We start from the raw sequence: 13,699 nt of genomic DNA on the forward strand, positions 1-13,699 counted from the left end.
TAAAAAGCAAATGAAGCGATATTTGTATGATATTTATCAATAAAAATCAGAAATAAAAATGGGTATTTTTCTACACATTCCCACTTAATAACATCACAATTCACTTAATCAAACCGTCAAACGACCAACAATTAGACGCACAGCCATTAACAAAACCAAAACAGTTGGTAACATTCATCTCGAGTCACCTTCGTGCAAAAGATTGCATGTGATAACTATAATCAGATGAAAGGAAACAACTATGACAGCCTTGACTATGACACTACGCAAGTGGCTGTTTGACCGGAACAGTATTATTCTGCTGGCAGACATCGCCCTCTTTACCCTACTATTAAATACCCTACCTTTTGAAAAAGAAGTGGTTGTTGGTCTTAGTATTCTTGCTTTCGTTGCGGTACTTTGGCTGACAGAAGCATTGCATGTCAGTATTACTGCGATTCTGGTTCCCATCCTTGCCGTTGGCTTTGATATTTTCCCAACGCCTGCAGCGCTGAGCAATTTTGCTAACCCTATCATTTTCCTCTTCCTAGGTGGCTTTGCACTTGCTGCGGCGCTGCACAAACAAGAGTTAGATAAAGCCATTGCTGATAAGGTTCTGCTCATTGCCCAGGGCCGCATGTCGGTTGCTGTATTCATGCTATTTGGTGTGTCAGCTGCCCTATCAATGTGGATCAGTAACACGGCGACAACAGCAATGATGCTTCCGCTGGTGCTTGGTGTATTGAATAAAGTTAACGCTAAGAGTGAGCGCAGTACTTATGTTTTCGTACTACTAGGGATTGCCTACTGTGCAAGTATCGGTGGTATCGCAACGGTTGTAGGTAGCCCACCTAATGCTATCGCAGCAGCAGAAGTTGGCCTGAGCTTCACCGAGTGGATGGCGTTCGGCCTACCTGTCTCGATTGTATTGCTACCGATTACCGTTGCTCTGCTTTACTTCATCCTGAAACCAAACCTAAAACATACCTTCGAATTAGATCACAAACCGGTTGAGTGGAATAACAGCAAACTTGCCACTCTGATTATCTTCGGTATCACCGTTATGCTGTGGATCTTCAGCAAGCCAATCAATGGCATGCTGGGTGGGTTCAAGAACTTCGACACCCTGGTTGCCCTATCAGCTATCGTTATGCTGGGTGCATCTCGCGTAGTTCAATGGAAAGATATCGAAAAATCAACGGATTGGGGTGTGTTACTTCTGTTCGGTGGTGGTATCTGCCTGAGTAACGTACTTAAAGCGACAGGCACCAGTGTATTCCTAGCGCACAGCTTGAGTGGCTTCCTTGAGCAAGCAGGTCTGTTCTTCACCATCTTGGTTATCGCAGGTTTCGTAGTATTCCTGACTGAATTTGCTAGTAACACAGCGAGTGCGGCACTATTAGTTCCTGTCTTTGCGACTGTTGCTGAAGCACTTGGCGTATCCCCAGTTATTCTGTCAGCGCTAATTGCTGTTGCTGCTTCTTGTGCATTCATGCTTCCGGTTGCAACACCTCCTAATGCCATCGTATTTGGCTCAGGTCACATCAAGCAATCTGACATGATGAGAGTCGGAATTTACTTGAACATTCTTTGTATTGCTGCCCTATCGGCACTTGCATATCTGTTCTGGTAATCTCTAGCAGTTCAAGTATTCAAAATCAAAAAGGGTGGTCATTGACCACCCTTTCTTTGTTGGCTGATTTACATTTCATCTGCCGGGAAACGTACACCTATAATGCCTCGAGCCTGCGTAGTAATAGCGCTGACTATCTGGGTACGCAATAGGCCCTCATGGTTAACCACACCGGCCTGATACAAACGGGCAAACTCTTCTGCTTCATAGCGCATCGCATTTTCATCTTGTTCAACACTTAAATCGACCGCTGGTTCATCACGGCGACAAAGCTTAACCCCATGGCATTCTGATATAAAATCAATCAGCAAGGTCCCCTGCTCTCCCTGAATTTCACTCGGGATAACCCCATCACTGACTTTTGAGTGAGCAATAGTGACATCAAAATCTTGATAATGAAGCACTAACGTGCCGTGGGCATCTACACCGGAATCGAGCAAACTTCCCTGCGCCGTCATACTGCTTGGCTCGCCAAACAATGCAATGGCACTGCTCAGTGGATAAACGCCAATGTCCATTAGAGAACCGTTGGAAAACGCAGGGTTAAACGTATTAGGATTCTCACCATTAAGGAATTTCTGATAGCGTGAAGAGTACTGGCAATATGAAAAATAGGCTTTGCGGATACGGCCAAGTTTAGGTAGCGCTTTTTTAATCACTTCAAAGTTAGGCACATAGGTAGCTTTCATCGCCTCAAACAGCAGCACCTGCTTTTCAACAGCAAGTTCGATCAACTCCTGAACTTCGGTAATATTTGACGCCAGTGGTTTCTCACCAATGACATGCTTACCGGCATTGATAAACACTTTAGCTTGAGGAGCATGCAGTGAATTGGGGCTCGCGATATATACCGCATCGATCACATCACTGTTTGCAAGATCGTCCAACGAGTCATAACATTCTACTTGACCATACTTACTGGCAAACTCCGCCGCTTTTTCCAGTTTTCTTGAGTAAACCGCTGTCAATTGATATTGCCCAGTCGATAGTGCCGCACTGATAAAGCGATCCGTTATCCAGTTAGTACCGATTACACCCAAACGAATCATTGGTTATTTCCTTATGGTTATTAGCTATGCTCAGTGTAACAAATAGTGACTTCTGACATAACCTCAAGTTCTGTACAGAGAATAACCGTAATCCTTGTGTTAACAGTCAGTTATAGTTTATTTTGGTTTAGCCAAATAAAAATACGAGTGAAGTTATGTACTACGCGGAAATTACTGGATGGGGAAAATGCCTCCCTCCTACAGTGCTCAGCAATACCGAGCTTAGCCAATTTGTTGATACTTCTGATGAATGGATTCGAACGCGTACCGGAATAGAATCTAGACGCATTAGTCATGTAAACACTTCTGAACTTGCCCGAGTCGCAGGCGCGAGAGCCCTCGCGGCCGCTGGTGTCGATGCCTCCGAGCTTGATTTAATCATTATTGCCACCTGCTCTCCTGATACCCTAGTCCCGAATATTGCATCTAAAGTACAGCTTGACCTCGGGGCAACTAAGGCTGCTGCCTTTGACATGAATGCTGCCTGTACCGGTTTTCTTTATGGTTTGGAAACCGCTACCAAGATGATTCAGGCTGGGAACTACCAGCACGTATTGGTGGTCGGTGCCGAACGCCTTTCATGGTATCTAGACTGGAGCCAGCGAGATACTGCCGTGCTTTTCGGTGATGGCGCAGGGGCCGCAGTATTAAGTCGCTCGACACAAATGTCAGGCCTACTTGATGCCCAACTCGGCTGCGATCCTGAAGGCAGAGACGTGCTGGCTATTCCAGAATTCGGCACAGCCATGGACCGCTTCAATCCTGATGCCGGCCATTTTGCCTTTAACTTTGTGGGTAGGGAAATCTTCCGCCGCGCTGTACGCGGTATGGGGACTGCGGCCAATACCGTGTTGCACCGTGCCAACCTAACGCAAGATGATATCGATGTGGTTATTCCACATCAGGCAAACCAACGGATCATTGAAGCCCTGTGTGATCACGCAAAGATCCCTCAAGAAAAAGCGTTTATCAATATTCACCAATACGGCAATACATCTGCAGCTACCGTCCCTATTGCGTTATGTGAAGCCGTTGAACAAGGCCGCATTAAACCTGGTGACACTATTTTATCTGCCGCTTTTGGTGCGGGGTTAACTTGGGGGGCATCGGTTATCAAGTGGGGCCAACGTGTCACACCAATAAATGAAACCGATATCGCACTACCTGAATGCCACCAGACAGCAACTGAACTACTTGAAAATGCAATTAAGCATTGCACCAAAAAATAAAGTAATTCCTACCCCTTAATAAAAAACCAGCAATCATCATTGCTGGTTTTTCTCAATAACCTAAGATCCAAACACTTCTACAACTCGATTCCGCCCTTGTTGCTTGGCTTTGCAAAGCGCATTGTCCGCCCGCTTTATAAAGGCCTCAATATCCTCTCCGGGCAGGTATTCAGTTACCCCGATACTACAGGTAATGGGAAGCCCATTCGTCCACTGATAATTTTCAACAATTTCACGGACCATTTCTGCAAACTCACGAGCCCCGCGCAGGTTCGTAGCAGGGCAAAAAATAATGAACTCCTCCCCTCCCCAGCGAACAACTACATCAGTTTTTCTGGCGCGTAATTTTAACACGCGCCCAAACTCTTTGAGCACTTCATCGCCACCGTGATGACCCAAGGTATCGTTGATACGCTTGAAGTAATCAATATCGATATAGACCAAAGACAGCGCATGGCAGTTTCGTTGCGAAAAGTCGACAATATCCTTCAACCACCGGTCAACGGCATGACGGTTTTGAGTCCCAGTCAGGTTGTCGGTGAACGCCATCTCTTCAAAAGCCAAAGACTGTTGGTAGAGTTGCTGGTTCACCTGTTTCAAATAGTCCGCTTTGGCTCCCATCTCATTGACTTGTTCAGCCAAACGGCGACGCTCTGCGACCAAAAAATAGATAGCTGTCACTACCCACATCAAAATATTTATCTTAAGTAACGCCGTCTCCGATAGCCAGTAACCATAAAACACCAAGCGGTTTAGCTTAATCGTGTAATTTGTAGGTTTTATATGGCTACCCGTCGCAATTTCAATTCTAACTATGTTGTCAAACTGAGGGCTGGAGTTTTCAATAGGGACTTCGTATTCGGCAATCCACCACGAGAGAACCTGAAAGGATTTCAGAGGAATAACCTTAATGCCGTTGTCTAGCCCTGGAGCATATTCAATGGCATTGAATTTATATGAGACAGGATCCGCTTCAGTCGAGTAGGCTGGATCAAAGTTGCGAAGGTACACCCGAAGTCGTTCACCATCAACTGGGCTGAAATAATCGACATCAATGCCCATAGAATGAAAAGATGAGAGGTCCAATGCCGCGAGATTTTTGTTGAGCTCTAGAGATATCTCGCAAAAAGGCCATTTTCCCTTTTCGCCAATATCACAATTCAGTACGACCGACTTTCCATTAAAGTCGAGAAATGATTGCGTATTTCCTCCTTGTGTACTGTCATCGACACTGGAATAAAGGGCATTTCTAACATTAACTTCAAGTATTTTGTCAAACCCACCCAAAAAATGGAGCATAGTCGTTAACGATGAAAACGTAAGCAGGAAGTATGCTGCAAGTCGAGTACGCCGCCTTAAGTTATCCACTGAGTACCTATGACAATAAAGAAGTATTAAAGGGATGAGTTACCACAAGAAATAAGACGAAAAACAGTACCAGAAACTGCTTTCATCACCAACATCATTACTTCACCACGCAAAACAACCAGCTAAAAACAAGGCTCCAGTCACGATACTCCACTAAAAAAACAACTTGTGAGTTTATTTTGACACAAAAAAGCACCACATTGAGTGGTGCTTTTTGTACTTAATTCACGGGCATCATTAACCGTTATTTTCTCTGACGGTGGCGGCCTCTATTTTTATGGATTTGAGATTTCGCCTTGGCACGGCGCTTGTCACTTGATCGTCCACGTCGACGGTTCTCTGGTGGCTCAATCGTGGGATCGGGCTCATAGCCTTCCAGCCATTGCTGCGGCAAACGCGTATCTAACAACTCTTCGATTGCACGCAACGCCCATTCTTCATCGAGGCTCATCAATGAAATGGCATGCCCCGTTTGCCCTGCTCGGCCAGTTCGACCAATGCGGTGAACGTAATCTTCTGCCTTGAAAGGCATCTCGTAGTTAACCACATATTCCAGTTGCTCTATATCTAGGCCACGCGCAGCCACATCGGTAGCAACCAGCACCCTAGCCTTGCCGGATTTAAAATCATCAAGAGCTCGCTGGCGCGCACCTTGGCTCTTATCCCCGTTAATGGAAACAGCCTTGATGCCATCCTTGCCCAACTCTTTAGCAAGTTCATCAGAGCCCTGCTTAGTTTTGGTGAACACCAATACTTGTTGCCAGTTACGTGAACCAATTAAGTACGCCAGTAGTTCACTTTTACGGTGCTTATCAACCGGATAAACCATCTGCTCAACCGTAACTGCCGTGCTATTGCTCGGTGTGACTTCAATTAGCTTTGGATCATCAAGAATATCATAGGCCAACTTTTTCACCTGCTTACCAAACGTCGCCGAGAAAAAGGACGTCTGGCGCTGGGTATGCATGCGTTTAAGGATACGTTTGATGTCATCGATAAAGCCCATATCCAGCATCCGATCTGCTTCATCAAGTACCAGGTAGTTAACCTTGCGAAGGTCAACCGTACGGACGTGGGCATGGTCAAGCAGTCGACCAGGTGTCGCAACAAGGACATCAACACCGGACTCCAGCGCCTTTACCTGTACCTTCATACTCGTGCCACCATAAGCAACGGCAACTTTCAGCTCGGTATCTTTAGCATATTGGCTCATGCTATCGAAAACCTGTTGTGCGAGTTCACGGGTTGGGGTCAAGACCAAGGCTTTGACCTGTTTGGCCTCCGTCGCGTCAGAGTTGTCTTCCAACAGGCGATGTAATAACGGAAGCCCGAAAGCAGCAGTCTTTCCCGTGCCGGTTTGTGCGCCAGCAAGTACATCATGGCCAGCCAAAATTTCGGGTATTGCCTGTGACTGCACCGGAGTTGGTTCTTCGAAACCGAGTGAAGAGACATTTTCAACAAGTTGGCTATTTAGCCCCAAGGATTGGAAAGACATGCGCAATACCGACAATTTTCAAAAGAGGCGGGATTTTAGCAAAAAAGTAGAGTAAGTGTGAGATAAAATAAAGCACCGTTTATACGGTGCCTTATAGTTAGCGAATAGTGTTAGCAGAGTAATAAATTACTTAATATTCAGGAATGCAGCACCGCGAACACCACCTGAGTCGCCATGTTTTGCCTTAATGATTTTCGGGCACTTGGCAACAGAAAGTAGGTACTTAGGAATACGTTTTGGCATTTCTTCGTAAATCAACTCGAAGTTTGACAGGCCACCACCCAACGCAACGACATGCGGATCATTGGCTGAAAACAGGTTTGCAAAACAGATAGCCAGAAGCTCCATGAAGCGCTCAACGTGCTCTACCGCCTTGGCTTCACCCTCGGCCTGTGCCTTGATAATTTCGATAGCTTTCTTCTCTTCGCCGTAATAATGGGCGTAGATCAGCTCAAAACCTCGGCCAGACAAGTAACTATCTAAGCAACCCTTCTTACCACAACCACAGCCAAGTAGAGGTGCATTTTCACCAAGGTGGAACCAGGCATCGATTGGCAGGCGCGTATGACCTACCTCACCGGCAACGTGGTTACGGCCAGAGAATACTTTACCATCGTAAATGAAACCGCCGCCGAAGCCAGTACCTAAAATCAACCCCAATACTGATGGTTCATCTTGCAAATCTTCATCCCAAGCTTCTGACAGCGCAAAACAGTTAGCATCGTTCTCGATTTTTACTGCACGGCCAATCTTGGCTTCAAGATCTTTACGTAGAGGCTTGCCTTTAGCAGCAGGTACGTTAACTGTAAGTACAGTGCCATCATCAGCATCTTCCATACCTGGCAGACCTAGGCCGATAGTGCCTTCACACCCAAACTCAGCATCGTATTTGCTTACCAAACCAGCGATAGTATCAACCAGTAGGTCATAGTTATCAGTTGGTGTTGGTACACGTTCAGTCGCTACACGCTCAAGTTTTTCGTTAAACGCACCAAACTCAATTTTGGTTCCACCCACATCAAAGCCGTAGTACATCCTGCACTCCAAAAAAATAAGAAAAAAACAAAACTGAAAAAATTATCCACATATCTACACCTACAGACTGTGACGAGGTGCAGATTTAGCGGGGCTGAATGGTGCTATCTATCGCGTTTGCTGAAAGAAACATCAAAATGTTGCATAATTTTAACCGCAACATCATACACTTGCACCATGCGACGGTTTAGGTGTAACTCGCCATATATTCATGTAACTGAATGATCGCATTGTCTTCAGGCAACACGCGGTTCATCTTGCCCGTCATATAGTTTTCACGAAAAACATCAAACCACAAATCCAGCACATCTGCATTCTTTTGTTCACCGAACAGGTCAATGATTCGCGCCGCAACCTCAGCAGTACCTAACTGATTTTCTTTTGATGCTTCTCGTACTTTATAACGAGAAGGCTTCTCTGGGTTAATTGACAGTACAGGGAACCGATTTAAATAGGGGCTCTTACGGAACATCTTCTTAGCCTCTGCCCAACTGCCATCAAGCATGATGAATAATGGGCGCTTACCCGCCTCCATCGCTACCTGCTCAGCAACGCGCTCCGGCGCAGCATATTCTGCAGGGAAAACAACGTACGGTTGCCATTGTGGGTCTTCAAGCAATGCTAACATGTCTGGGTTTGGCTCTGTACGAGACCAAATATAAGCATAAGTATCTTCAAATAAGTCAGCGATTAAACGGCCGGTATTACTTGGCTTAAGGATCTCATCGTCATACATCACCAACAGGAAAGCTGCGTTAGAGGTAATTTCAGGTTTGCTGGAGCAGATACATAAGTGTTTTCGTAGCATGCAAAATAAGCAGCGCTCTACTTTACCACCACGGGCGAGGAATGGACGAGTAGAACGAGCAAGACGCTCATCATATAACTTATGGACAGCATGGATTCGCATAGCAGCTTTACCTAAAAACAAAAAACGCCAGCATTTTACTGGCGTTTGTGTTGATTACAATGAATATTCGTCGTTATGACTGCAATCGGTACTTAGACAACAAGTCCTGCTGCTGGTGAGCGACATCCGATACCATACCGGCTTGCTCCACCAGCGTCTTGAGTTCTCGGCTGTTTGTCTGCGCTTTCAAGGAAACTTGCTCAACACTGTGTCCGACTTCAATGGAGGCGTTTTCCTGCTGCTGAGTCGCCGCAGCAATCGCGATCACCTTGTCATTGATGCTCGCAATCATCGATTTGATCTGATGGATTGATGCTTGGACCTCACTACTTAAATCTATTGAAGAGGTCATCTCTTCCCGGCTGACAACCATAGCATCGTTCACCTCCTGGGCAGCCTTATGAAGCTCATTGATGGTGTTTCGGATCGACGCGGTCTGCATATTGGTTTCACTGGCTAGCTTACGGACTTCATCAGCAACTACAGCAAACCCCCTACCCTGATCCCCCGCACGTGCTGCCTCAATCGCTGCGTTCAGCGCTAGCAAATTAGTATTATCAGCAATCGCACTGATCAACTCGACCACTTCAGTGATTTTATCAACATGGCTATCAAGCTCTTTCATGCGAGTCTCGTTCACTGCAAAACGCGCATCCAACTGCCGTAAACGGGACGTACTTTCATCAATAATATCGACACCTTGCTGTGCCATATCATTGGCCTGCTTGGCCTCTTGCTCAGACTCGTAGGTGCTGGCAACAATTTCTTTGATAGATACTTCCAGTTGGGTAATCGCTGTCGCGATGGCGGTAAGTTCATCGCTCTGATCTTTGATTGCAATTCGCGATTGTGAAGCCGCCTTCTGACTGGTTTCCGCAGCCGAGCTTAATTGGTGGCTATTTGTAACAAGCTGGCCCAATGTCTGGCTATTATTGAGGTTTGACTGATTGAGCAGCCCCCCTAAAACGGCAAACTCTTTAGGGGCATCCTGAGTGGCCTTCACGGTCAAATCACCGTTACTCGTTGCCTCAACAACACGGTCAATTTTTTGCAGGGAGCGCTTTACCGATTGGCTAATCCAACCACTGGCAATGATGGCGACAACTAGGCCCGTAATACTGAAGGTAATAAACAATGCCATTGCATTCTCACTCGCCTCCATAACTCCAGCCTCACCTTGTTCGACCAACCTGTTGGCCCCATCAGTTAGGGTGTTAATTTGTGAAGCCATAGAGGCGATTTGCTGTTGCGCATCCTGCACTTTTACAGCCTGTTCTTCCTGTAGCCCCAATGTTTGAAGCTGCAGGGCAATGATACCGTTATCATTGAACAACTCTTTTACCATCGTAAGAGGAACAATCACACTCGTATAATCAGAGATGCTTGGATCAAGGCGATTCATTTCACGCCATGCGTAATTCATTCCCGACAAATTAGTACTTTGCAGGTTACGGACAATACCTTCCGCTTTTGATAAATCCCGCTCAAGCATCAATGCCATCAGATGGCTTGCCATTTCTAGCGAGTGATTCACGAAATTAGTAACATGGTTGAGGCCATCCAAGTCATTGGTAAAGACTTCAGTGCCGACCCGGCTCATCTCTGCACGAACAGAAGACACAGCGTAATTCATCATCGCCTTGTCGGATTCAATTTTATTTTGACTAACTAAAATATCTTGTTGCGATTGATACAGTGCAGCCGCTGTCGTACCCACCTGCTCAGCCTGAGTACTCAAGATACGTATATCGTTCGTTAGCCAGCCTAACCGGTTGTTATCTGCTAGGCGTTGCATTTCATCAAAAGCGGCAGCCATGGTTTTCTGCTCAACGCCAAAAGCCTGAGAAGCCATATCAAGCTCTTCAATCGATGAACTGTTAATTATTTCACTAAGATGCTGTGCAGACAGTAACGAGGACCGAACAATAACACTACTATTCATCGTTACAGGAAGAGCCTGATGGCTGAGTATCTCAAACTCCTGAGCAACATTTTTCAGGCCGTTATTGCCAAAATAGGAAAGCAAGCCACCGGTCGCAACCAGTAACATAAAGACGATTTGGATTGAGGCAACGATGGAGAGACGTGTTTTGCCCCGCAGCTGGTTTTTCATGCTGATCATATCCCTGATTAAGTTCAGCCAGTATCTTGACGGTATATGTCACCCATAAAACAGAAACATATTATTTTTATGTCACTATTTCATCGTATTATGGGCACGACATCTTGATGGCAAACTTACTCAATAAATATGACAATTAGATTTCAATTATCAATTTAGTCAGTAATATCAATGGGTACAGCTTGTTCCATAGCACTACAGATTAAATGATGCACAAATAGAATAATAATATGGAAAATAAAAAGGAAAAAAGCAGCATAAAGCTGCTTTTTATTTATCGTGCATTTTGGCTTATTGCGCTATCAAATAGGTTTTTCACTAAGCCGACATAATCCTCAAGGAAGCGGACTTGCTCATTGGTCGGGCAACGATTCCACGCGCCTGCGAGTACCTCATTCAAATCTTCCATTACCGCATCAGCTTCCTGCATTAACTTGAAACGGAAATCGGCTTCGAGATCGGGGTTTTGCGAAAAAACAGTCATTAAATTGGTCGCGATCATATCGGTCACCACGTCTTCCACTGTCTCGTTACAACCTTCCGTTTCTGCATTTTCAAACAGCGACAGGTGCTCCGTAAAGTACTCAATGAGTGCATGATAACCTTCAGATTCAACAACCATAATCTAATCTACTCTTCCAATGAACCACATTCAGACTGAACCATTGATCTTGATAATCAGATAGTTAGCCTAAGCATAATGAGCAGTCATTTTATGACAAATCAGACCAATAAAATAGGCGAAATTAAAATTTTCGGCTTAGCTACCTATGATACATCAGGCATAGTAGCGGATTGTTCCGTCGTGGCTTGGTACACAGTACACTGGTTTCGCCCACGTCTCTTTGAGTCATATAACGCGCTATCAGCACACTCCAACCATTGCTCATAAGACTTCATCCAAGGCGCCCATTCACAAACGCCCAAGCTGATAGTGACATGTATATTACGAATATCCATTTTAACCAGTGACTCTTCGACACGTTTGCGTAATCGCTCAGTAAAGTACAAAGCTAGCTCTGAGCTGGTACCGGGAAGAATGACACCAAACTCTTCACCACCGTATCGCCCAGCAATGTCTGACTGACGCTTGGCTCTTTTTAGTAAACTGGATATGGATTTGATAACCGCGTCACCGGCAATATGGCCATAAGTATCATTGACCTTTTTGAAGTAGTCGATGTCGAACATAACCAAACTTGATAGTTGCTGGAAGTGGCGACAGTGTTCAAATTCAGCCGACAAACAAGACTCCCAGTGGCCACGGTTATATAACTGGGTAAGTTTATCCGTAATACTCAGGTGGGTAAGCTGAGCGTTACTTTCCCGCAAGTGGGTTTTACTCTTGGCGATATCTGACACATCGGTAACAGTTAAACAGATGTGCCGATATTCCCCATCCAACGCCTTAAGCGGTGTCAGCGTCATGTTTTGGAACATGGTTGCCATGCCCCCCGTCACAGGGCTGAAATTGGTGAAATTGAAGATATAGGGCCTATCTTCCCAACAGGTAAATGAACGCGTTCCCAACTTAAATGCAGATTGAATCTTACTTTTCAACCACGTTTCGGGTAGATCAGGGATTGCCTCAAATATGTTCATGCCCATAATCTGATCTGCGCTTATACCACTATAGGCCTGCATAAAGGTATTCCAGGTCATGACCCGATATTCCCGATCAAGCATTACAACACCGGCATCAATATTGTCGATGACCTGCGCAGTCAGGTGAAAATCAGCTAAGCTCTCTGGATAGTTCACTGTAATGTCTCCATAAATCGTCTAATCACTTGCGTGGAGTTGTGATCCATCATCAGTAACACATCACAGGCCATATCCATTTTTTCAGACTGGTAGCTGTACTCGATCGTAAATAGTTGGTCATTGGGAATCTCTGTAATCCCCCTGACCATATACTCTTCAAGACAAATGGGTTGTCGAATAGAAAAAGGAATATTCATCTGTTCGGTCAGAGAAACTAAAAATGAAGAAACCATTAAATTAGCAATATCAATAATGACTTCGCCCTGCTTAGCATCCAAGGTACTAAATCCCAAACGCTTACCAAACATGCTGATATCTTCACCGTACAGGCATACAAGGGCCTCACCGTGGATACCTCCCCCAACATACCTTTGAGCAACTGCAGTAGAGTCAGCACGCTGGATCTGGTTACTGATCATCATTTCAAGTTCACCGCAGTCTAACATTGCGACATTAGGCAACGGCATCGTAATAAATTCACCGCAATGATCAGAAATAATCGCTGCCCCCCTCCCTAGTGCAATATTGGCGACTTCTTTAAACTGATATAAATAATCATTATCTCGTGCAACAGAATTCCTTTCACGCCTATTTCTCCCTGCTTGAAAATCGCATTTTGGGATTAAAGTTACTCCTAACTTTTTTAACGTGGCCTCTATTTGTGGCCGAGTGAAAGGTTTAGCCAGAAAATATTTAGCACCAGCATCAACACAACGTTCAATCGCCTGCTGCTGTACGTCTGCAGACAGCACAATAGTCTCGGTGGGGTAACTGTTTACAGGCAACTTTTGCAACACACCAAAGCCATCTAGCACAGGCATGGTCAAATCAAGAAACATCAAGTCAATATTATTCTGAACAAGATGATCCAGCGCTTGCTGCCCATTTTCCGCGAAGAAAAGCGTTATGCCTTCATATTCGCCAAAAAACTTTTGCATCGCCCTATGAACTAACCGTGAGTCGTCACAAATTAAAACTGTCTTGTTATTTGACACCAAGATATGACCTAGATTGCTTACCACCATGATCATGATAACGGCTTTATTTGAATTTTATATTTTTAGCTGTATCAAATTATCGACAGAGTGACATGGATCGCCTTTTGTCACCAATTC

At 45.1% G+C, this 13,699-nt stretch carries 11 protein-coding genes; 2 read left to right on the top strand and 9 right to left on the bottom strand.

From position 1 onward, the window contains the following. The first annotated feature begins 241 nt into the window (after positions 1-241). The gene (locus BIZ37_RS08955; protein WP_187461203.1) at positions 242-1,612 is read left to right on the top strand and encodes a DASS family sodium-coupled anion symporter; all 1,371 of its coding nucleotides are present in this window, start codon (positions 242-244) and stop codon (positions 1,610-1,612) included. 68 nt (positions 1,613-1,680) lie between these two features. Here BIZ37_RS08955 and BIZ37_RS08960 read toward each other — a convergent pair whose 3' ends face one another. Continuing rightward, positions 1,681-2,661, bottom strand: a complete 981-nt coding sequence (locus BIZ37_RS08960; RefSeq protein WP_187461204.1) for a Gfo/Idh/MocA family protein — start codon at positions 2,659-2,661, stop codon at positions 1,681-1,683. A 155-nt stretch (positions 2,662-2,816) separates the two neighbouring features. Between BIZ37_RS08960 and BIZ37_RS08965 the strand changes: the two genes are divergently transcribed. Next, entirely contained in the window at positions 2,817-3,890 is a 1,074-nt protein-coding gene (locus BIZ37_RS08965; RefSeq protein ID WP_187461205.1) for a ketoacyl-ACP synthase III, read from the top strand. A gap of 60 nt (positions 3,891-3,950) precedes the next feature. On the opposite strand, the gene BIZ37_RS08970 is transcribed toward BIZ37_RS08965, so the two are convergent. The 8 genes from BIZ37_RS08970 to BIZ37_RS09005 form a co-directional block, all read right to left on the bottom strand. Continuing rightward, the gene (locus BIZ37_RS08970) at positions 3,951-5,189 is read right to left on the bottom strand and encodes a GGDEF domain-containing protein (RefSeq protein ID WP_187461236.1); all 1,239 of its coding nucleotides are present in this window, start codon (positions 5,187-5,189) and stop codon (positions 3,951-3,953) included. Positions 5,190-5,502: 313 nt separating this feature from the next. Further along, a complete protein-coding gene (locus BIZ37_RS08975) occupies positions 5,503-6,753 on the bottom strand; it encodes a DEAD/DEAH box helicase (protein ID WP_187461206.1) in 1,251 nt (416 codons plus the stop codon). Between the two features lie 126 nt (positions 6,754-6,879). Next, positions 6,880-7,788 carry an N-acetylglucosamine kinase gene (gene nagK / locus BIZ37_RS08980; protein WP_187461207.1) on the bottom strand — a complete coding sequence of 303 codons (909 nt, stop codon included), beginning with the start codon at positions 7,786-7,788 and terminating at the stop codon, positions 6,880-6,882. A gap of 187 nt (positions 7,789-7,975) precedes the next feature. Further along, on the bottom strand, positions 7,976-8,698 hold the full coding sequence (locus BIZ37_RS08985) for a tRNA-uridine aminocarboxypropyltransferase (protein WP_187461208.1): 723 nt from the start codon (positions 8,696-8,698) through the stop codon (positions 7,976-7,978). Between the two features lie 73 nt (positions 8,699-8,771). Further along, positions 8,772-10,811, bottom strand: coding sequence for a methyl-accepting chemotaxis protein (locus BIZ37_RS08990; protein ID WP_255526713.1), 2,040 nt, complete (start codon positions 10,809-10,811; stop codon positions 8,772-8,774). Positions 10,812-11,094: 283 nt separating this feature from the next. After that, positions 11,095-11,442, bottom strand: a complete 348-nt coding sequence (locus BIZ37_RS08995) for a DUF3802 family protein (protein WP_187461210.1) — start codon at positions 11,440-11,442, stop codon at positions 11,095-11,097. A 146-nt stretch (positions 11,443-11,588) separates the two neighbouring features. Further along, positions 11,589-12,581, bottom strand: coding sequence for a diguanylate cyclase (locus tag BIZ37_RS09000; protein WP_187461211.1), 993 nt, complete (start codon positions 12,579-12,581; stop codon positions 11,589-11,591). Next, entirely contained in the window at positions 12,578-13,615 is a 1,038-nt protein-coding gene (locus BIZ37_RS09005; protein WP_255526714.1) for a response regulator, read from the bottom strand. The genes BIZ37_RS09000 and BIZ37_RS09005 overlap by 4 nt, the downstream gene beginning before the upstream one ends. Between the last annotated feature and the right edge of the window lie 84 nt (positions 13,616-13,699).

Source organism: Photobacterium sp. BZF1, from assembly GCF_014349205.1.
In the GTDB taxonomy this organism is placed as follows: domain Bacteria; phylum Pseudomonadota; class Gammaproteobacteria; order Enterobacterales; family Vibrionaceae; genus Photobacterium.

What these genes read in the sequence shown, in the direction of transcription:
- BIZ37_RS08975 (WP_187461206.1), bottom strand. Translation starts at nt 6,753, where the DNA reads ATGTCTTTCCAATCCTTGGGGCTAAATAGCCAACTTGTTGAAAATGTC.
- BIZ37_RS09005 (WP_255526714.1), bottom strand. Translation starts at nt 13,615, where the DNA reads ATGATCATGGTGGTAAGCAATCTAGGTCATATCTTGGTGTCAAATAAC.
- BIZ37_RS08985 (WP_187461208.1), bottom strand. Translation starts at nt 8,698, where the DNA reads ATGCGAATCCATGCTGTCCATAAGTTATATGATGAGCGTCTTGCTCGT.
- BIZ37_RS08970 (WP_187461236.1), bottom strand. Translation starts at nt 5,189, where the DNA reads ATGCTCCATTTTTTGGGTGGGTTTGACAAAATACTTGAAGTTAATGTT.
- BIZ37_RS08990 (WP_255526713.1), bottom strand. Translation starts at nt 10,811, where the DNA reads ATGAAAAACCAGCTGCGGGGCAAAACACGTCTCTCCATCGTTGCCTCA.
- BIZ37_RS08965 (WP_187461205.1), top strand. Translation starts at nt 2,817, where the DNA reads ATGTACTACGCGGAAATTACTGGATGGGGAAAATGCCTCCCTCCTACA.
- BIZ37_RS08995 (WP_187461210.1), bottom strand. Translation starts at nt 11,442, where the DNA reads ATGGTTGTTGAATCTGAAGGTTATCATGCACTCATTGAGTACTTTACG.
- nagK (WP_187461207.1), bottom strand. Translation starts at nt 7,788, where the DNA reads ATGTACTACGGCTTTGATGTGGGTGGAACCAAAATTGAGTTTGGTGCG.
- BIZ37_RS08955 (WP_187461203.1), top strand. Translation starts at nt 242, where the DNA reads ATGACAGCCTTGACTATGACACTACGCAAGTGGCTGTTTGACCGGAAC.
- BIZ37_RS08960 (WP_187461204.1), bottom strand. Translation starts at nt 2,661, where the DNA reads ATGATTCGTTTGGGTGTAATCGGTACTAACTGGATAACGGATCGCTTT.